Below are 19874 nucleotides of genomic sequence, written 5' to 3' on the forward strand. Positions count from 1 at the left end.
GTTGGCAGTCAAAAAGAAACCTGCTCCCAAGCGCGGCGCCAGCCGATACGAGGCACCCGCAAAGAAGCCGATTCCGGGATGGCTGTGGCTGGCGATCGGCCTGTCCGTCGGCGCGTTCATCGTTTTCCTGATGAAACTGGAGCCCGGCAGCGGCGACGACATCAAGCGGGTCAAGGCTGATGCCAAGGCTGCGAAGATCGCCGAGGCGAACAAGACACCGCCGAGCCCGACCGCGCCGGTAAAGCCCAAGTACGACTTCTACACGCTATTGCCTGAGTCGGAAGTCATCGTGCCGAACGAAGCGGTGCCGGAGAAGACTCCACCGCCCGTCGTTGCACCAACGACACCGGTCACGCCTGAACAGGCAGCGAAGATCGACACTGCTCGCGCCCAGGCCGCACTCAGTGGGTTGACGCCGCCGCCAGCGCCAGCAGTGGCCAAACCTGCGCCTGTGACGACGTTCTTTCTGCAGGCGGGCTCGTTCCGCAAACAGACCGACGCCGACAAGGTGCGTGCGCAGATCATCCTGCTGGGTCAGGCGGCGACAGTGGAGTCGGGCACGGTCAAGGATGAAACCTGGTATCGCGTACTGGTCGGCCCGTTCAGCAACCGTGAACAGCTGACGACCGCGCAGAAGCAACTGGCCGGTGGCGGATTCAGCAATCTGTTGCTGCAACAGCGCCAGAGTCGGTAGATCTAACGATCAAAGCAGCAGATTACATTCCCCTCTGTAGCAGTCCGGCTTGCCGGCGGTGGCGATCTTGAAGGCGCAACCGCCGGCAAGCCGGACCGCTACAGAAAGCGGCGCAGCGACAAACCACCATTCATCCCTCACTTCGCCTGGCAGTTGAAATACTGGCCCCCACCCCCATATGAGTTTCCATCAGGGCATTTTCGCCCCGCAGCGTGGAGACTCTCCCCTTGACCACCATCGTTTCAGTGCGCCGCCAAGGCAAAGTCGTCATGGCGGGTGACGGCCAGGTTTCCCTGGGCAATACCGTCATGAAAGGCAACGCCAAGAAAGTCCGTCGCCTTTATCACGGCCAGGTCATCGCCGGCTTCGCTGGCGCCACTGCCGACGCCTTCACCCTGTTCGAACGCTTCGAAGCACAATTGGAAAAACACCAGGGCCACCTCGTTCGCGCAGCTGTGGAACTCGCCAAAGACTGGCGTACCGACCGCTCCCTCAGCCGGCTGGAGGCCATGCTGGCCGTCGCCAACAAGGACGCTTCGTTGATCATCACCGGTAACGGTGACGTCGTTGAGCCTGAAGATGGCCTGATCGCCATGGGTTCCGGCGGTGCATTCGCTCAGGCCGCCGCTCGCGCCCTGCTGCTGAAGACCGAACTGTCGGCGCGGGAAATCGCCGAGACAGCCCTGCACATCGCTGGCGACATCTGCGTATTCACCAACCACAACATCACCATTGAGGAGCAGGACCTCGCCGAGTGAGCCCTGTCGCGGGCCGCAATCCATCGCGGCCCGTTGAACTCATCACGCCCCGAGGACCGTTGAAAACCATGTCCATGACTCCCCGTGAAATCGTCCACGAACTCAATCGCCATATCATCGGCCAGGACGATGCCAAGCGCGCCGTCGCCATCGCGCTGCGTAACCGCTGGCGCCGGATGCAGTTGCCTGAAGAGCTGCGCGTTGAAGTCACTCCAAAGAACATTCTGATGATTGGCCCCACTGGCGTCGGCAAGACCGAGATAGCCCGTCGTCTGGCCAAACTCGCCAATGCGCCGTTCATCAAGGTCGAGGCCACCAAGTTCACCGAAGTCGGTTACGTAGGCCGTGACGTCGAGTCGATCATTCGTGATCTGGCAGATGCCGCCATGAAACTGCTGCGCGAACAGGAAATGACCAAGGTCCGTCATCGCGCTGAAGATGCTGCCGAGGATCGCATTCTCGACGCCCTGTTGCCTCCGGCACGCGCCGGCTTCAACGAAGACGCCTCTTCCAGCAACGACTCGAACACCCGTCAGCTGTTCCGCAAGCGCCTGCGTGAAGGTCAGTTGGACGACAAGGAAATCGAGATTGAAGTTGCGGAAATGGGCGGTGTCGATATCTCCGCGCCACCCGGCATGGAAGAGATGACCAACCAGTTGCAAAGCCTGTTCGCCAACATGGGCAAGGGCAAGAAGAAAAGCCGCAAGCTGAAGGTCAAGGACGCGCTGAAGATGGTCCGCGATGAAGAAGCGAGCCGTCTGGTCAATGACGAAGAACTCAAGGGCAAAGCCCTCGAAGCGGTCGAGCAGCACGGTATCGTGTTCATCGACGAGATCGACAAGGTCGCCAAACGTGGCAACGTCGGCGGCGCCGATGTGTCCCGCGAAGGCGTACAGCGCGACCTGCTGCCGCTGATCGAAGGCTGCACCGTCAACACCAAGTTGGGCATGGTCAAGACCGACCACATTCTCTTCATCGCGTCCGGCGCATTTCACCTGAGCAAGCCAAGCGATCTGGTGCCCGAACTGCAAGGTCGTCTGCCGATCCGCGTTGAACTCAAAGCGCTGAGCCCGCAGGACTTCGAGCGGATTCTGAGCGAGCCACACGCGTCGCTGACCGAGCAGTATCGCGAGCTGCTGAAGACCGAAGGCCTGAACATCGAGTTCTTGCCTGAGGGCATCAAGCGCCTGGCCGAAATCGCCTGGCAGGTGAACGAGAAGACTGAGAACATCGGTGCCCGTCGCCTGCATACCCTGCTGGAACGCCTGCTGGAAGAAGTGTCCTTCAGCGCTGGCGATCTTGCGACCGCGCAGGATTCCGGGACCATCAAGATCGACGCCGAGTACGTCAACAGCCATCTGGGCGAGTTGGCCGAAGACGAAGACTTGTCTCGTTACATTCTCTAAAGTTCTCGGCCACGTTGCTGCTGGATATGCCCAAAGCATATCCTTGCTGCAACCATCGACCTGTCGCAGTCCGGCTTGCCGGCGGCAGCGGTTTCCAGAACGCCACCGCCGGCCAGCCGGACTGCTACAGGGACGGCATCGCTGACCTGACCCGGCCCACACATGCCCAGAATCCCCATCGCCATCCAGCTGCACAAAGCCTCGAAAATCCTCAGCCTGAAATACGGCCCGGATGAGGAATACCACCTGCCCGCTGAATTCCTGCGAGTGCATTCGCCGTCGGCGGAGGTACAAGGACACGGCAATCCGATTCTGCAATTCGGCAAACTGGGTGTTGGCCTGACGAAGATAGAACCGGCCGGGCAGTACGCACTAAAACTGACCTTCGACGACGGCCATGACAGCGGGCTGTTCACTTGGGAGTACCTCGAGCAACTGGCGCTACGTCAGACGCAATTGTGGGAAGACTATCTGGCCGAACTCAAAGCGGCAGGCAAATCCCGCGATCCTTCCGAGCAAGTCATTCGACTGATGCTTTAAGCAGCGCTCTAGTCCGCGCCCTCGCTACCGATGGGCGTTTTAGGACGCACTTTCTAATTACTTTTGTTTCAATGTTCCGCGCAGCGGTCAATGACTGACCCTGCTTGCGATTTTTTGAAATCTCGCGTAACCAATGATTCTGGCAAGCTCTCTGCATCGGGGAATTAGCAGAAGCGTGCCGGTGTTGTTCGTAGCAGTCGCTCGTAGCGCCACCAAAAATGCGGTGCCTTGCGTCAGCGTTCACACCCGTTGTGTTAATCATCGGTCACCCGAGAGCAGTACTGGCATTTGCCCGTGGCGTGTTTTCACCGGGATGTCAGTGCTCGTCTCAGGACAATGGAGCGTCGTAGATGAGTAACAAGAGTAATGATGATCTGCCGCGTCAAGCCTCTGAACACACCTTGGGGTTGAACCCTGTCGTAGGCCTGAGGCGCAAGGATTTGCTCACCACGGCACGCATGGTATTGACCCAGGCCATCAGGCAACCCTTCCACAGCGCCAAACACGTGGCCCACTTCGGGCTTGAACTGAAAAACGTGTTGCTCGGCAAATCCACGCTGGTGCCCGACAGCGACGACCGTCGTTTCGTCGACCCGGCCTGGAGCCAGAATCCTCTCTATCGTCGCTACTTGCAGACCTACCTAGCCTGGCGCAAGGAACTGCACGACTGGATCGACGACAGCAGCCTGACGCCTCAAGACATCAGCCGTGGTCACTTCGTGATCACCCTGATGACCGAGGCCATGTCGCCCACCAACGGCGCGGCGAACCCGGCGGCGGTCAAGCGCTTCTTCGAGACCGGCGGCAAAAGCATTCTCGACGGCCTGTCGCACCTGGCCAAGGATCTGGTGAACAACGGCGGCATGCCGAGCCAGGTCAACATGGATGCTTTCGAGGTCGGCAAGAATCTGGGCACCACCGAGGGAGCCGTGGTGTTTCGCAATGACGTACTGGAGCTGATTCAGTACAAGCCGATCACCGAACAGGTTCACGAACGCCCCCTGTTGGTGGTGCCGCCACAGATCAACAAATTCTACGTTTTCGACCTCAGCCAGGATAAAAGCCTGGCGCGCTTCTGCCTGCGCAACAACGTCCAGACGTTCATCATCAGTTGGCGCAATCCCACCAAGGCCCAGCGCGAATGGGGCCTGTCGACCTACATCGACGCGGTGAAGGAAGCGGTGGACGTGGTCTGCAAGATCACCGGCAGCAAGGACGTCAATATGCTCGGCGCCTGCTCGGGCGGCATCACTTGCACTGCACTGCTCGGTCATTACGCCGCCCTCGGCGAGCAGAAGGTCAACGCACTGACCCTGCTGGTGAGCGTGCTCGATACCACGCTGGATACTCAGGTCGCGCTGTTCGTCGACGAGCAGACGCTGGAGTCGGCCAAACGTCACTCGTATCAGGCGGGCGTGCTGGAGGGCAAGGACATGGCGAAAGTCTTCGCCTGGATGCGCCCCAACGACCTGATCTGGAACTACTGGGTCAACAATTACCTGCTGGGCAACGAGCCTCCGGTGTTCGACATTCTGTTCTGGAACAACGACACCACCCGTCTGCCCGCAGCGTTTCATGGTGACTTGATCGAGATGTTCAAGAACAATCCGCTGATTCGCCCGAACGCGCTGGAAGTCTGCGGCACGCCTATCGATCTGAAACAGGTCAAAAGTGACGTCTTCTGCCTCGCAGGCACCAACGATCACATCACGCCCTGGGTGTCGTGCTACAAGTCGGCACGGCTGTTTGGCGGCAAAACCGAGTTCGTGCTGTCCAACAGCGGGCATATCCAGAGCATTCTGAATCCGCCGGGCAACCCCAAGGCGCGGTTCATGACCAACTCGGAAATGCCGGACGACGCCCAACGCTGGCAGGAAGACGCGACCAAGCACACGGATTCCTGGTGGTTGCACTGGCAGGCATGGCAGGCGGAGCGCTCCGGAAAACTGAAGAAATCCCCCGCTACACTGGGTAACAAGGCGTACCCGGCTGGAGAAGCGTCGCCAGGAACGTATGTGCATGAGCGCTAATCGCTTTTGACGTCGCCCGCACGGCGTAGGAGCGCGCTTGCCCGCGATGAACGATGGCGCGGTGTATGAGAAGGGCCGCGTTGCGTTCATCGCGGGCAAGCGCACTCCTACGGGGTATGCGTTGTAAATGGAACGGCAAGCATCGAACACACAGGAACCGCCCAGGCGGTTTCAGGACCGGAAAACGCGCAGGACAGCATTACCGGCGTTTAACCCACAGGGCTTCGCGCATGCCGCAACCGTTTGTATTTCGCACCATCGATCTGGATGGCCACAACATCCGCACGGCCGTGCGCCCCGGCAAGAGTCATCTGACGCCGCTGCTGATTTTCAACGGCATCGGCGCCAACCTCGAACTGGTGTTTCCTTTCGTCGATGCACTGGACCCGGACCTTGAAGTCATCGCCTTCGACGTCCCCGGCGTCGGTGGTTCATCGACGCCCAGCCGCCCGTATCGGTTTCCGGGGCTGGCGAAACTCGCTGCACGCATGCTCGACTATCTGGACTACGGGCAAGTCAACGCGATCGGCGTCTCCTGGGGCGGCGCGCTGGCCCAGCAGTTCGCCCACGACTACCCCGAGCGCTGCAAGAAACTCGTGCTCGCAGCGACGGCAGCGGGCGCAGTGATGGTGCCCGGCAAGCCAAAAGTGCTTTGGCTGATGGCAAGTCCCAGGCGTTATATCCAGCCTTCTCATGTAATCCGCATCGCGCCGGAAATCTACGGCGGGGCCTTCCGTCGCGACCCGCACCTGGCCGCCAACCATGCGGCCAAGGTCCGCTCGTCCGGAAAGATGGGCTACTACTGGCAGCTCTTCGCCGGCATGGGCTGGACCAGCATTCACTGGCTGCACAAGATCCGCCAGCCGACACTGGTGCTGGCTGGCGACGACGACCCGCTGATCCCATTGATCAATATGCGACTACTGGCCTGGCGCATCCCCAACGCCCAGCTACACATAATCGACGATGGTCATTTGTTTTTGATCACTCGGGCCGAGGCTGTCGCGCCCATCATCATGAAGTTCCTCCAGCAAGAACGGCAGCGCGCCGTCATGCATCCGCAACCTGCACCCATCGTGCGCTAAACCGAAAAGGACGTTGCCGGGATTCACGAGCAGTCACCCGTAAGGAAGTCGCTTCACTGACTGCGCTGTCGGCTGGATTGCCAAAGCGCAGAGCAGCGCAGGACCGCTGTCTGAGGGTCCTGCGCAGATGTATTTGTTGATGGTCTGACGAAGGAGTGTTGATCCATGAGAGACAAACCGGCGAAAAGTCCCTACCCCACGCCTGCGACCTACATCAATGCGCAAAGCGCGATCACCGGCCTGCGCGGCAGGGATCTGTTCTCGACGTTGCGCAACGTGGCCATGCAAGGTCTCAAGCACCCGGTTTACACGGCGCGTCACGCGCTCGCCCTCGGTGGACAACTGGGTCGGGTGATCCTCGGGGACACCCCTCATCAACCGCACCCCCACGACAGTCGCTTCAGCGACCCGACCTGGAGTCACAACCCGCTCTATCGACGCGGGCTGCAGGCGTATCTGAGCTGGCAACATCAAGTGCGCAACTGGATCGACGACTGTGGTCTGTCAGAAGACGACCGCTCCCGCGCACAGTTCATCTTCGCCTTGCTCAACGATGCGCTGGCCCCGACCAACAGCCTGCTCAACCCGCTGGCCGTCAAGGAGTTGTTCAACTCCGGGGGCACCAGCGTGGTGAAGGGCCTGAGCCACATGCTCGACGACTTCATGCACAACAATGGCCTGCCCAGCCAGACCACAAAAGACGCTTTCGAGATTGGCCGAACGCTGGCGGTCACGCCGGGTGCAGTGGTGTTTCGCAACGAGCTGCTGGAGCTGATCCAGTACAAGCCGATGAGCGAAAAACAGTACGCACGGCCGCTGCTGATCGTGCCGCCGCAGATCAACAAGTTTTACATCTTCGACCTGAGCCCCACCAACAGCTTCGTCCAGTACGCCCTGAAAAACGGGCTACAGACGTTCATCATCAGTTGGCGCAACCCCGATGTGCGTCATCGTGAATGGGGCTTGTCCAGTTACGTCGAGGCCGCCGAGCAAGCCATGAACGTGTGCCGGGCCATCACTGGCGCGCGGGAGGTCAACCTGATGGGCGCTTGCGCCGGCGGCCTGACCATTGCCGCGCTGCAAGGACATCTGCAGGCCAAGCGGCAGATGCGACGGGTATCCAGCGCGAGCTATCTGGTGAGCCTGCTGGATAGCCAGATCGAGAGCCCGGCGACGCTGTTCATTGACGAACAGACGCTGGAAGCGGCCAAGCGTCGTTCCTATCAGAGAGGCGTGCTGGATGGTCGCGACATGGCCAAGGTGTTCGCCTGGATGCGCCCCAACGATCTGATCTGGAGCTACTGGGTCAACAATTACCTGCTAGGTAAAGCGCCGCCGCCGTTCGACATCCTTTACTGGAACAACGACAGCACGCGCCTGCCAGCTGCGCTGCATGGAGACCTGCTGGACTTCTTCAAGCACAACCCGCTGACGCACCCCGGCGGCCTGGAAGTGTGCGGAACGCCGATAGACCTGCAAAAAGTGACGGTCGACAGCTTCAGCGTCGCGGGAATCAACGATCACATCACGCCATGGGATGTGGTCTATCGCTCCACGCTCCTGCTGGGTGGCGAACGGCGATTCCTGCTTTCCAACAGCGGCCATGTGCAAAGCATCCTCAATCCGCCTGGCAACTCTAAAGCCAACTATGTCGAGAATGGCAAGCTGAGCAGTGATCCTCGCGCCTGGTATTACGATGCCAAACGCACCGATGGCAGCTGGTGGCCGAGCTGGCTGGACTGGATTCAGGAGCGGTCGGGCGCACAGCGTGAAACCCTCACGGCATTGGGCACCCAGAATTACCCGCCCATGGAGGCCGCGCCAGGGACGTATGTGCGCGTTCGTTGAATTCGAACGATTGCTGTAGGAGCGCGCTTGCCCGCGGTAGCGGTATGTCAGTAACGAATGTGCCGCCTGACACGATGCCTTCGCGGGCAAGCGCGCTCCTACAAATCATTGCTCTGCGACAGATCTAAAACTGCTGAGAACCCTGAACTAAGAAGACTGGATGAAGACCCGCGACCGCATACTCGAATGTGCCCTGCTGCTGTTCAATCAGCAGGGCGAACCGAACGTCTCGACACTGGAAATCGCCAACGAACTGGAGATAAGTCCGGGCAATCTCTATTACCACTTCCACGGCAAGGAGCCGTTGGTGATGGAGCTGTTCGAGCGCTTTCAGCACGAATTGGCGCCGCTGCTCGATCCACCAGCCGAGGCACGCCTGGATGCCGAGGATTACTGGCTCTTCTTGCATCTGATCGTCGAGCGTCTTTCGCACTATCGCTTTCTGTTCCAGGACCTGTCGAACCTCGCAAGCCGCCTGCCAAAGCTCGCACGCGGAATACGCAATCTGCTCAATTCGATCAAACGCACGCTGGCCTCGTTGCTCGCCCGCCTCAAGGCCGAAGGCCAGGTCACGAGCGACACTCAGGCACTCGGGCAGCTCGTGGAACAGATCACCATGACCCTGCTGTTCTCGCTGGATTATCAGCGCATTCTTGACCGTGAAGGTGAAACCCGGGTGGTGGTCTACCAGATCATGATGCTGGTCGCGCCACACCTCAAACCGGGTGCGCAACACGCCGCCGAGCAGTTGGCGCGGCACTATCTGGAGGATTGAACAAGGTCGGCTTGAGGGACCCGTTGCAGGAACGCACTTGCCCGCGAATACGCTGTGTCAGATAAAAAAACTGCCTGACAGGGCCCATTCGCGGACAAGCGCGCTCCTACGGTGACGACGAGTATGCTCCAGGAACAAAAAACCCGATCTGTTTTCACAGGTCGGGTTTCGGTGTTGCCAGCCGTGAATCAGGATTGGCTGGAAGGGGTCGACGCGGTCGAGCTGTTCGACGGAGTAGCGGCTGGAGCGGTAGGTGCTGAAGCGGTCGCGGCAGTGCTTGCAGCCGGCGTGGGTGCAGTGGCCGGTTTTGCTGCCGCTGCTGCCTTGGCGGTCGCTGGCTTTTTCGCCGCTGCCGGTTTTTTCGCAGCCGCAGGCTTGGCGGCCGCTGCCGGTTTTGCCGCTGACTTTGCAGCCGGTTTTGCGGCAGCCTTCGGTGCGGGCTTGGCGGCTGGTTTCGCAGCGACGGTTTTCGCCTTGGCGGCGGTGGAAGCGGCTGCCTTGGACGCTGCTGCAACCGGTTTGGCTGCCGCTTTGGACACTGCAGGTTTGGCCGCTGCGGTTTTCTTGGCGACGGTGCTCGCCGCCTTGGCGACCGGTTTGGCCGCCGCTTTGGTCAGAGGCTTGGCAGTGGTTTTGGTAGCCGGCTTGGCTGCAGGTTTGGCCGCTGCGGTTTTCGAGATGGGCGTGACCGATGCGCCGGTCAGCTTTTCGATTTGCCTGGTCAACAGATCGACCTTGCTGTGCAGGGCCTTCACTTCATTGCGACTCGGAACACCCAGCCGGGAGATCGCGCTGTTGAGGCGCTTGTCGAAAGCCCCTTCCAGCTCGCCCCATTTGCCCAACGCCAGATCCTTCACGTCACCGACGCGGGATTTGGTCGAAGCCTTGGCGGTGTCGACAGACTTGCCAACAGTCGCCTTGGTTTCTTTTTCGGCCTTCTCGCCGTCCTTGACCAACGTTTCGAAAAGCTTACTGCCGTCATTGCTGATTTTCGAGTAAGCGCCTAAACCAGCCAGCCAGATTTGACGGGAGTATTTTTCAACCTCGCCAATCCAGGAGCTGCCTTCTTTTTCGGTTTTCTTTTTGCCAGCCATCCCGCTCTCCTTATTGTTTACGCGCGACACGTTCAAGCAATGCCGTCAGCTCATCGAGCTTAGCAGAGAGTGTCTCAACATCATGTTTAGACGGAATGCCAATGCGATTCAAGGCGCTGGCGACACGACGGTCGAACGCATTTTCGATTTTGTCGAGCTGCACCTCGACACGTCCTTTGGCCTTGGTGATTTCACCCTTGACCTCGCCCTTGGCCGAATCGATCTCGCTGTTGGCGGCCTCGACTTTTTCATCGATGACTTTCTTCGCTTTCTTTTCGGTTTGCTCGCCAGTCTTGATCAGCTCTTTGACGTAGTCGGCGCCTTCCTGCCCTGCTTTCACATAAGCGCCCAGACCCGCGAGCCAGATCTTGCGCGCATAGAGACGGACCTCAGAAAACGTCTTCGCTTCTTCGGCCTCGATTTTTTTCTTCAAGGTAACTTTGACCATGTCGCACCTCACGCTCGAAAGGGATAGGACGAACCGCCCGCTGGAAGTCGGGGCATGGGCACAAAGTAGAGAGAAAAATTAGAAAGCTCACCCTAGGTTGGGGTGGCGGTGTTGATGACCGATGTAGGAGCGCGCTTGCCCGCGATGAATAGCATGCGGCGTGTGTGGACGACCGCGTCGTTGCCATCGCGGGCAAGGGCGCTCCTACAGGAAGAAGGTAGGCACTCAGGCCGTCAACGCTTTATCCAGCTGCCGCTCGACCTCGGACTGGATCGTGCTGCTCATGGCCGAGAGGAAGAAATTCAATTCGATGTTGACCCGCACCAGCGCGTCTTCAACCTCAACCGTGCCTTTGGCGCCCTTGCCTTCCAGCGACACAGTGTCACCCTTCCAGGTGTGCTCGATGCCATATTTGTCGCCCAGCTTCTCAGCCAGCAGTTCAGCCTTCTCGCGGGCCTTGTCCTTACCCAGCGCATGCGGGCGTTCTACGGTAATTCGGGCCATCGGCAGGCTCCTTCATCGGGGTAAATCGTCGGGCCACTATACCAGCGGCAATCGGCGAAGAAACTGTTCACGCTAAGCCTTGTCAAGACAAAGCCAGCCCCGGCGATTAGAATGGCCGCACTTTATTCCGGTGACAGCGATATGAACGATCCGCGCAAAGGCAGCGATGCCGAACCCACCACCCACTTCGGCTACAAAACCGTAGCAGAAAGCCAGAAGGCCGAGAAAGTCGCCGAGGTTTTCCACTCCGTTGCAGCCAAGTACGACCTGATGAACGACGTGCTGTCCGGGGGCATGCACCGCCTCTGGAAACGCTTCACCATCGAGCTTTCCGGTGTTCGCACGGGCAACCGCGTACTCGACATCGCGGGCGGCACAGGCGATCTGGCGAAGAAGTTCTCCCATCTGGTCGGCCCCACCGGTGAGGTCGTGCTTGCCGACATCAACGCGTCGATGCTCAAGGTCGGTCGCGACCGGCTGCTTGATCGCGGCGTGGCCGGCAACATCAAGTTCGTCCAGGCCGACGCTGAAAAGCTGCCGTTCCCCGACAACCACTTCGATTGCGTGACCATCGCCTTCGGTCTGCGCAACGTCACTCACAAAGAAGACGCCATCCGCTCCATGCTGCGCGTGCTCAAGCCGGGCGGCCGTCTGCTGGTGCTGGAATTTTCCAAGCCGACCAACAAGGTCATGTCCAAGGTCTACGACGCCTACTCGTTCGCCTTCATGCCACTGGCAGGCAAGCTGATCACCAACGATTCGGAAAGCTATCGCTACCTGGCCGAATCGATCCGCATGCACCCGGATCAGGAAACCCTGAAGTCGATGATGGTAGAAGCCGGTTTCGACCGCGTGACTTACCACAACATGACATCCGGCATCGTTGCCCTGCATCGCGGTATCAAGCCCTGATGCTGATCAGCGGCTTGCTCGCCAGCGCAGAGCACGGCATCAATCGCGTGCTGCAGATGGACAGCACCGCCCTGCCACGCCTTGACCGGCTGAGCGGCAAGGTGATCGCGGTCGAGTGCACGAGCCCGGCATTTCATCTGTACATCCTGCCCAGCGACGAAGGCCTCATGCTGGCCGCGAATTGGGAAGGCGGGGCCGATGTGACGCTGCGCGCACCGGCAGCGAGTCTTATGCGCCTGACCGTGAGCAAGGACAAGACCGCCGTGCTGCACAGCCCGGAAGTCGAGCTCGATGGCGAAAGCGCCGTGTTGCTGGAACTGGTGGGCGTATTACAGGATCTGGATCTGGACTGGGAATACGAGCTGCAACGCTGGCTCGGCCCCGTCGCCACGACTTTGATCGGGGGGCACCTGCGCAGCAGCGCTCGGTGGACCACCGACAGTTTCGCCAGCCTGAGCCACAACCTGGCCGACTATCTGGCCGAAGAATCACGCACTCTGGTCGGCAAACGCGAGGCTGAAGCCCGCTTCGCCGAACTGGATCAGACCAAACAAGACCTGGAACGCCTCGAAGCCCGCTTCGAGCGTCTGGCCCAATCCCTCAAATCCAGCGATAACGCATGAGCCTGCTTGCCGTCCGCCGCCTGTTTCGCATCCAGCGTGTCGTAATTCGTTACCGCCTCGATGATCTGCTGTTTGCCCTGCCGCTGCCATGGTGGCTGCTGGCAGTGCGTTTCGTCCTGCCCTGGCGCTGGATTCCGCGACGCAAGAACGAATTGACCCGTGGCGCCCGGCTGCGCCTGGCGTTGCAGGATCTGGGGCCGATCTTCATCAAGTTCGGTCAACTGCTTTCGACCCGACGTGACTTACTGCCCGAAGACATCGCCGATGAGCTGATGCTGTTGCAGGATCGCGTACCGCCGTTCGAGTCCGAAAAAGCCATCGCCCTGATCGAATCGCAGTTGGGTGCGAAGATCAGTCAGGTGTTTGCGCGTTTCGATGTCGCGCCCCTGGCTTCGGCCTCGGTGGCACAGGTGCATGCCGCGCAGTTGAAAACCGGCGAAGAAGTGGTGGTCAAGGTCGTGCGTCCGGGGCTCAAACCGATCATTGGATCGGACCTGGCCTGGTTGTTCATTCTTGCCAAGATCGCCGAACGACTGTCTGCAGACGCCCGGCTGCTGCACCCGGTAGACGTTGTCGCCGACTACGAAAAGACCATCTACGACGAGCTCGATCTGTTGCGTGAAGCGGCCAACTCCAGCCAGCTGCGCCGCAACTTCGAAGGCTCGACCATGCTTTACGTGCCGCAAGTCTACTGGGACTGGTGCCGCCCGAAAGTGCTGGTGATGGAGCGCATCTACGGCGTTCAGGTTACCGATCTCGCAACCCTGGCCGATCAACGCACCGACATGAAGAAACTCGCCGAACGCGGCGTGGAGCTGTTTTTCACCCAAGTCTTCCGCGACAGCTTTTTCCATGCGGACATGCACCCCGGCAACATCTTCGTCAGCACGGTGGCACCGTGGGACCCTCAATACATCGCGATCGACTGCGGCATTGTCGGAAGCCTGACACCCGAAGATCAGGACTATCTGGCGCGCAACCTGTTTGCCTTCTTCAAACGTGACTATCGCCGCGTCGCTCAGCTGCACATCGATTCGGGCTGGGTGCCTGCGGAGACCAAACTCAACGAATTCGAGGCCGCGATTCGTACCGTGTGCGAGCCGATCTTCGAAAAGCCGCTGAAAGACATCTCCTTCGGCCAGGTGCTGATGCGCCTGTTCCAGACCGCTCGGCGCTTCAACATGGAGGTGCAGCCGCAATTGGTCCTCTTACAGAAGACCCTGCTCAACATTGAAGGTCTGGGCCGCCAGCTGTATCCGGAGCTGGACCTCTGGAGCACCGCGCAACCGTTTCTGGAGCGCTGGATGCGCGAGCGCGTCAGCCCCAAGACGCTGATCGGCAACCTGCAATCCCAGGTCGAACAGATCCCGCATCTGGCCAACATGACCCGCGATCTGCTGGAGCGCTTGTCGCAGCCGCATCTTTCCGATCCGCCACCGCCTTATGCAAACAAAGGCGATCACTGGGCACTGCGCCTGATCGGCGCCGGGCTGCTGGCCGGTGGCGTGGTTCTGGCCACTGCTCACACCCAGACGGGCGACGAACTGATCGCGCTCAGTGCCTGGCCCGCGCTGCTGATGCTGGTGGCAGGGCTTTATCTGGTCGTTCGCCGATAGCCATCGGCGCTGGCCGCTGGCACACTAACCCATTCACAGAGCGAGCGGCCGGAGCCGACGATGAAAGACTGGCTGGACGAGATTAAGTGGGACAGCGACGGTTTGGTGCCAGCGATTGCGCAGGATCACAAGACCGGGCGAGTCCTGATGATGGCCTGGATGAACCGCGAGGCCTTGAGCCTGACCGCTGCCGAAAACCGCGCCATCTACTGGTCGCGTTCCCGTGGCAAGTTGTGGCGCAAAGGCGAAGAATCGGGCCACGTGCAGAAACTGCATGAATTGCTTCTGGACTGCGATGCCGATGTCATCGTCCTGATGGTCGAGCAGATCGGAGGCATCGCTTGCCATACCGGCCGCGAAAGCTGCTTCTACCGTGTTTATGACGATGCCGGCTGGAAAACCGTGGACCCGGTGCTCAAAGACCCTGAAGCCATTTATCAAGCAGGACACTGAACATGACTGATACCTTGTCCCGCCTTGCGCAAGTGCTCGAAGAACGCAAAGGCGCGGCTGCCGACTCCTCCTACGTCGCCAGTCTCTATCACAAGGGATTGAACAAGATTCTGGAGAAGGTCGGCGAAGAGTCGGTCGAAACCATCATTGCCGCCAAGGATGCCGCCATCAGCGGTGACTGCAGTGATGTCATCTACGAAACCGCGGATTTGTGGTTCCATAGCCTGGTCATGCTTGCAGCGCTGGGTCAGCATCCACAAGCCGTACTCGATGAGCTGGACCGCCGCTTCGGGCTGTCCGGACACGCCGAAAAAGCCGCTCGCTCGGCAGACTGAACACCGCGCCTTCGGGCACTGAATTTCTTGTGAGGAACGTGACATGGGCATTTTTGACTGGAAACACTGGATCGTCATTCTTGTGGTCGTCGTACTGGTCTTCGGCACCAAGAAACTCAAGAACCTGGGCACCGACGTGGGCGAGTCGATCAAGGGCTTCCGCAAAGCCATGAACGACGACGAGAAGCCTGCCGAGCAACCGCCGGTACAGCCACAGTCGACTGCGCAGACCACTGCACAGAGTCAGCCGCTGAATCAGCCGCACACCATCGACGGCCAGGCGCACAAGGTCGAAGAGCCCATCCGTAAAGACTAGGTCGTGACGCATGTTTGGTATCAGCTTCTCTGAACTGCTGCTGGTCGGTCTCGTCGCCCTGCTCGTGCTGGGCCCCGAGCGCCTGCCGGGAGCAGCGCGTACCGCCGGGCTCTGGGTCGGGCGTCTGAAACGCAGCTTCAATGCGATCAAACAGGAAGTTGAGCGCGAAATCGGCGCCGACGAGATTCGCCGTCAATTGCATAACGAGCACATTCTTTCGCTGGAAGAAGAAGCACGCAAAATCATGCAGCCGCAGCAACCGCCGGCTCAGCCTGCCGCGCAACCGGGCACGCAGCCCGAGAAGCCGCCAGCCAGCCAGCCTGTCATGGGCGCTGCACCGTCGCCTGCGCCGAGCGCTGACATCGGCCCGGCAGCGCCTGCCGAAAGCGCGTCGGTCAGTCCACAGCCTGTCCACATTGAGCCCGCCCAGCCTGCGCCGACACCTGCGCCCGCTTCGACGACCGCCGTGCAGAACGCGCCTTCCGCCAACGATTCGACACAGCCACCACGAGCCCCATGAGCGAAATCCCGGAAAACGACCAGCAAATGCCGCTGGTCTCGCACCTTACTGAGCTGCGCTCGCGACTGCTGCGTTGTGTGCTGGCGATCTTCGTGATCTTCGGCGCGCTGTTCTACTTCACGCAGAAGATCTACACCTTCGTGTCGGCTCCGTTGCGCAAGTTCCTGCCCGAAGGCGCGACGATGATCGCCACCGACGTGGCCTCGCCGTTCCTGACACCGTTCAAGCTGACCATGATGGTCGCGCTGTTTCTGGCAATGCCGGTGATCCTGTATCAGATCTGGGGTTTCATTGCGCCTGGCCTGTACAAGCACGAGAAACGCGTGGCCGTGCCGCTGCTGATCTCCAGCATCATTCTGTTCTACGCCGGGATGGCATTCGCCTACTTCCTGGTGTTCCCGCTGATCTTCCACTTCTTCGCCAGCGTGACCCCGGAAGGTGTGTCGATGATGACGGATATTGCCAGTTATCTGGATTTCGTCATGACGCTGTTCCTGGCCTTCGGCGTGGCGTTTGAAATTCCGGTAGCGGTCGTGCTGCTGGTGTGGATCGGCATCGTCGACGTCAAATACCTGAAGAAGATTCGCCCGTACGTGGTGATCGGCTGCTTCGTGGTCGGCATGATTCTCACCCCGCCGGACATCTTTTCGCAGACCCTGCTGGCCGTTCCGATGTGGCTTCTGTTCGAGATCGGCGTGCTATGCAGTTCGATGGTCACCAAGCGTGGCGACCATGAAGACGATGAAAAGGCCGAAGACAAGCAAGATCAGCCGCCAGCGACCCAGCCGTGAATCTGCTGCTTCTGGAAGACGCCGATTTCATTGCGGCTGATCGCGTAGTCCTGCGCGACCGGCGCCTCAAGCACATGCAAGAGGTGCATCGCTGCGAAGTGGGTGACAGCCTGCGCGTCGGTCGCGTGGGCGGACTGCTGGGCAGTGCCGAGTTGCTGCGTCTGGAGCCTCGCGAAGCTGAACTCTCAGTGGTTTTTGACCGCCACCCGCCCGCCAAGCTGCCGCTGACCCTGGTCCTCGCTTTGCCACGCCCGAAGATGCTGCGCCGGGTGTTTCAGACGGTCGCCACCATGGGCGTGCCGAAGGTCATCCTGGTGAACAGTTATCGCGTCGAAAAAAGCTTCTGGCAGACGCCGTTTCTGGAGCCCTCCGCGATTCGCGAGCAATTGATTCTGGGACTGGAACAGGCCCGGGACAGCGTATTGCCCGAAATCGTCATCGAGAAACGCTTCAAGCCTTTCGTGGAAGACCGCCTGCCTGCCATCGTCGACGGCACCCTTGGACTGGTCGGCCATCCCGGCGACTTCGCGGCCTGCCCACGTGCGGTCGACGAGCCGGTGACTCTGGCGATTGGCCCCGAAGGCGGCTGGATCCCCTATGAAGTTGACCTGCTGCGCGCCTCAGGCCTGAACCCGGTACAACTGGGCGACCGCATACTGCGCGTCGAGACCGCCGTCACCGCCCTGCTCGCCCGGTTGTTCTAACTCATCCAGCCGCACCAGAATCGTGTAGGAGTGAGCTTGCTCGCGATGACGTTATGACTGATGAATGGATGGCAGCGCCCACCGCAATCGCGAGCAAGCTCACTCCTACAGGGTTTATGACACATTCGTATCCGCGTCCTACGGCTTGGCCTGATCCCGCATTTGGCTGATATGGCTCATTGCCCAGCGTTTCAGTTCGGCGTGCTACCGCCGATAACAAGACGTCCATAAAAACAATACCCAAGGAATCATCATGTATCGCTGGTCTGCCCAACGTCTCGGAAACGTGAGCGTCAGTCGCAAGCTCGGTATCGGCTTTGGCCTGGTGCTATTGCTGACGCTGGTCATCACTGCCACCGGCTGGTCGAGTGTGTCGTCGCTGATCGAGCGCGGCGACAAACTGGCGAGCATCTCGCAGATCAGCGAGCAGACGATAGAGCTGCGTACCGCCCGCATGCGCTATGAAACCCAGGCCAGCGCTGAAGCCGCAACGGCAGTCATGACCGCGCTGGACAAGCTCGACAGCGATCTCAAGAGCGCCCGAAGCAAGATTTCAGGCGTGGATGACCTGAAATTGCTCGATGCCCAGATTCAGTCCGCTGCCGACTACCGTCGCGCATTCGATGAGATGACCAAGGCCATTCAGGTACGCGAAGCCAGCCGCGTGAACCTGGGCGCCACTGCCGACGCCGCTGTGACTGAGGTCAACAAGATCGAAGAGGCGTTGATCCAGCACGACAACATTCTGCAATTCAACAGCGCCGTCGGCGTCAGCAAGCAGATCCAGCAGGCGCGTTTTCAGGTGCGCGGCTACACCTTCAGCGGTAATGCCGATTTCGAGAAGAACGCCACCGCCGCCATCGAGGAAGCCATTGTCGGCGTGAACACGCTGGCCGGAGATGTTTCGTCGCAATACATTCCTCAATTGCAGAAGGCCAACCTGGCGCTCAAGGGCTATGGCGCCGCGGTGGGTCAATACCGCGACGCTCAGCAGGTCAGCCGCCAGGCACTGGAGAAGATGACCGGTCTTGGCCAGCAGCTGCTCGACCACAGCGACAAACTCACCGCTTCGCAAAACGCCAAGCGCGATGCCGACAGCCGCCAGGCACAGTCGACACTCGGGCTGGCGACCGTGTTGGCGCTGCTTTTCGGTGTACTCGCCGCCTGGGCGATTACCCGCCAGATCACCCTGCCGCTGAAGCAGACGCTGGCTGCCGTCGACCGAGTCGCTTCGGGCGACCTGACCCACAACCTGAACATCGATCGCCACGACGAGCTAGGCCAGCTGCAACACGGCATTCAGCGCATGACCTTGAGCCTGCGCGAACTGATCGGCGGCATCAGCGATGGCGTCACCCAGATCGCCAGTGCTGCCGAAGAGCTGTCAGCGGTGACCGAGCAGACCAGCGCCGGGGTCAACAGCCAGAAGGTCGAAACCGACCAGGTCGCCACCGCGATGCATCAGATGACAGCAACCGTGCAGGAAGTCGCGCGCAACGCTGAGGAGGCTTCTGAAGCCGCTGTGGTGGCCGATCAGCAAGCTCGCGAGGGTGACAAGGTGGTTAACGAAGCCATCGCCCAGATCGAGCGTCTGGCCAGCGAGGTGGGGCATTCCACTCAGGCCATGGGTGAACTCAAGCGCGAGAGCGACAAAATCGGCAGCGTGCTGGATGTGATCAAGTCCGTGGCGCAACAGACTAACCTGCTGGCGCTCAATGCCGCCATTGAAGCGGCTCGTGCCGGCGAGGCCGGTCGCGGGTTCGCGGTGGTGGCCGATGAGGTGCGAAGCCTGGCACAGCGCACGCAGAAGTCCACCGAAGAGATCGAGGACCTGATTGCGGGCTTGCAGAACGGCACTCAGCAAGTGGCGACGATCATGGACACCAGCCGCGAACTGACCGTCAGCAGCGTCGAACTCACTCGCAGGGCCGGTGGGTCGCTGGAAAGCATTACCCGAACCGTGTCTGCGATTCAGGCCATGAACCAGCAGATCGCGGCCGCTGCCGAACAGCAGAGCGCAACGGCCGAAGAGATCAACCGCAGCGTGCTCAATGTGCGTGACGTGTCGGAGCAGACGTCGGCCGCCAGTGAAGAAACGGCCGCATCAAGTATCGAGCTCGCGCGATTGGGCACGCATCTGCAGGGGTTGGTTGGACGCTTCAGAGTCTGACCCGACACCGCAACCAGGGGCAAAATATGTGGGAGCCAGCAAACCGGCTCCCACAAAGTCACTACCCACCTGATGTTTTGTGAGCTGCTTCACCCCTCGGCATCGCTCAGAAATCTCCTACAACGCCTTCAGGTCATCCCTCCGCCTTCCCTGCCGATGCGCGTTTACCGCTCACTCGCAGGAGACGCATCATGTGGCAAGGAATCAACCGGGCACTGGTCAACACCAGCGTCAAGCTTCGGCTTTCATTGG

21 protein-coding genes are annotated in these 19874 nt (G+C 60.1%); 18 read left to right on the forward strand and 3 right to left on the reverse strand.

What is annotated here, in order from left to right; genetic code table 11:
- The first annotated feature begins 1 nt into the window (after position 1).
- From D3M70_RS22780 to D3M70_RS22815, 8 genes are all read left to right on the forward strand, one after another.
- Positions 2-694 carry an SPOR domain-containing protein gene (locus tag D3M70_RS22780; protein ID WP_120127880.1) on the forward strand — a complete coding sequence of 231 codons (693 nt, stop codon included), beginning with the start codon at positions 2-4 and terminating at the stop codon, positions 692-694.
- Positions 695-921: 227 nt separating this feature from the next.
- Positions 922-1452 carry an ATP-dependent protease subunit HslV gene (gene hslV / locus D3M70_RS22785; RefSeq protein WP_037016051.1) on the forward strand — a complete coding sequence of 177 codons (531 nt, stop codon included), beginning with the start codon at positions 922-924 and terminating at the stop codon, positions 1450-1452.
- A gap of 68 nt (positions 1453-1520) precedes the next feature.
- Positions 1521-2858 (forward strand): ATP-dependent protease ATPase subunit HslU, encoded by a 1338-nt coding sequence (gene hslU, locus D3M70_RS22790; RefSeq protein ID WP_120127881.1) that lies wholly within the window; start codon positions 1521-1523, stop codon positions 2856-2858.
- 162 nt (positions 2859-3020) lie between these two features.
- The gene (locus tag D3M70_RS22795; RefSeq protein WP_120127882.1) at positions 3021-3398 is read left to right on the forward strand and encodes a gamma-butyrobetaine hydroxylase-like domain-containing protein; all 378 of its coding nucleotides are present in this window, start codon (positions 3021-3023) and stop codon (positions 3396-3398) included.
- Positions 3399-3748: 350 nt separating this feature from the next.
- Positions 3749-5428: a class II poly(R)-hydroxyalkanoic acid synthase gene (gene phaC / locus D3M70_RS22800; RefSeq protein WP_120127883.1), complete on the forward strand. Its 1680-nt coding sequence runs from the start codon at positions 3749-3751 to the stop codon at positions 5426-5428.
- A gap of 230 nt (positions 5429-5658) precedes the next feature.
- The gene (gene phaZ, locus D3M70_RS22805; protein WP_120127884.1) at positions 5659-6513 is read left to right on the forward strand and encodes a poly(3-hydroxyalkanoate) depolymerase; all 855 of its coding nucleotides are present in this window, start codon (positions 5659-5661) and stop codon (positions 6511-6513) included.
- A gap of 165 nt (positions 6514-6678) precedes the next feature.
- On the forward strand, positions 6679-8361 hold the full coding sequence (phaC, locus tag D3M70_RS22810) for a class II poly(R)-hydroxyalkanoic acid synthase (RefSeq protein WP_120127885.1): 1683 nt from the start codon (positions 6679-6681) through the stop codon (positions 8359-8361).
- Between the two features lie 160 nt (positions 8362-8521).
- Positions 8522-9136: a TetR/AcrR family transcriptional regulator gene (locus D3M70_RS22815; RefSeq protein ID WP_120127886.1), complete on the forward strand. Its 615-nt coding sequence runs from the start codon at positions 8522-8524 to the stop codon at positions 9134-9136.
- 188 nt (positions 9137-9324) lie between these two features.
- On the opposite strand, the gene D3M70_RS22820 is transcribed toward D3M70_RS22815, so the two are convergent.
- The 3 genes from D3M70_RS22820 to D3M70_RS22830 all read right to left on the reverse strand — a co-directional run bounded on the left by D3M70_RS22820 (position 9325) and on the right by D3M70_RS22830 (position 11182).
- Positions 9325-10230 (reverse strand): phasin family protein, encoded by a 906-nt coding sequence (locus tag D3M70_RS22820; RefSeq protein WP_120127887.1) that lies wholly within the window; start codon positions 10228-10230, stop codon positions 9325-9327.
- Between the two features lie 10 nt (positions 10231-10240).
- Positions 10241-10678 (reverse strand): phasin family protein, encoded by a 438-nt coding sequence (locus tag D3M70_RS22825; RefSeq protein ID WP_120127888.1) that lies wholly within the window; start codon positions 10676-10678, stop codon positions 10241-10243.
- Between the two features lie 225 nt (positions 10679-10903).
- Positions 10904-11182, reverse strand: a complete 279-nt coding sequence (locus D3M70_RS22830) for a polyhydroxyalkanoic acid system family protein (RefSeq protein WP_120127889.1) — start codon at positions 11180-11182, stop codon at positions 10904-10906.
- A gap of 141 nt (positions 11183-11323) precedes the next feature.
- Between D3M70_RS22830 and ubiE the strand changes: the two genes are divergently transcribed.
- From ubiE to D3M70_RS22880, 10 genes are all read left to right on the forward strand, one after another.
- Positions 11324-12094: a bifunctional demethylmenaquinone methyltransferase/2-methoxy-6-polyprenyl-1,4-benzoquinol methylase UbiE gene (gene ubiE / locus D3M70_RS22835; protein WP_110951120.1), complete on the forward strand. Its 771-nt coding sequence runs from the start codon at positions 11324-11326 to the stop codon at positions 12092-12094.
- Complete coding sequence (locus tag D3M70_RS22840) at positions 12094-12717, forward strand: SCP2 domain-containing protein (protein WP_120127890.1); 624 nt, start codon at positions 12094-12096, stop codon at positions 12715-12717. Before ubiE ends, D3M70_RS22840 begins: the two co-directional genes overlap by 1 nt.
- Positions 12714-14333 (forward strand): ubiquinone biosynthesis regulatory protein kinase UbiB, encoded by a 1620-nt coding sequence (ubiB, locus tag D3M70_RS22845; RefSeq protein WP_120127891.1) that lies wholly within the window; start codon positions 12714-12716, stop codon positions 14331-14333. Before D3M70_RS22840 ends, ubiB begins: the two co-directional genes overlap by 4 nt.
- A 60-nt stretch (positions 14334-14393) precedes the next feature.
- Positions 14394-14786 (forward strand): phosphoribosyl-AMP cyclohydrolase, encoded by a 393-nt coding sequence (gene hisI / locus D3M70_RS22850; RefSeq protein ID WP_120127892.1) that lies wholly within the window; start codon positions 14394-14396, stop codon positions 14784-14786.
- Between the two features lie 2 nt (positions 14787-14788).
- The gene (locus D3M70_RS22855) at positions 14789-15121 is read left to right on the forward strand and encodes a phosphoribosyl-ATP diphosphatase (protein ID WP_120127893.1); all 333 of its coding nucleotides are present in this window, start codon (positions 14789-14791) and stop codon (positions 15119-15121) included.
- A gap of 43 nt (positions 15122-15164) precedes the next feature.
- Positions 15165-15437 carry a twin-arginine translocase TatA/TatE family subunit gene (locus D3M70_RS22860; RefSeq protein ID WP_120127894.1) on the forward strand — a complete coding sequence of 91 codons (273 nt, stop codon included), beginning with the start codon at positions 15165-15167 and terminating at the stop codon, positions 15435-15437.
- 10 nt (positions 15438-15447) lie between these two features.
- A complete protein-coding gene (gene tatB / locus D3M70_RS22865; RefSeq protein WP_120127895.1) occupies positions 15448-15957 on the forward strand; it encodes a Sec-independent protein translocase protein TatB in 510 nt (169 codons plus the stop codon).
- Complete coding sequence (tatC, locus tag D3M70_RS22870) at positions 15954-16748, forward strand: twin-arginine translocase subunit TatC (RefSeq protein WP_120127896.1); 795 nt, start codon at positions 15954-15956, stop codon at positions 16746-16748. The genes tatB and tatC overlap by 4 nt, the downstream gene beginning before the upstream one ends.
- Positions 16745-17452 (forward strand): 16S rRNA (uracil(1498)-N(3))-methyltransferase, encoded by a 708-nt coding sequence (locus D3M70_RS22875; protein ID WP_120127897.1) that lies wholly within the window; start codon positions 16745-16747, stop codon positions 17450-17452. The genes tatC and D3M70_RS22875 overlap by 4 nt, the downstream gene beginning before the upstream one ends.
- 253 nt (positions 17453-17705) lie before the next feature.
- Positions 17706-19622 carry a methyl-accepting chemotaxis protein gene (locus D3M70_RS22880; RefSeq protein WP_120127898.1) on the forward strand — a complete coding sequence of 639 codons (1917 nt, stop codon included), beginning with the start codon at positions 17706-17708 and terminating at the stop codon, positions 19620-19622.
- Positions 19623-19874: the final 252 nt, after the last annotated feature.

Source organism: Pseudomonas sp. LS-2 (assembly GCF_003605735.1).
In the GTDB taxonomy this organism is placed as follows: Bacteria; Pseudomonadota; Gammaproteobacteria; order Pseudomonadales; family Pseudomonadaceae; genus Aquipseudomonas.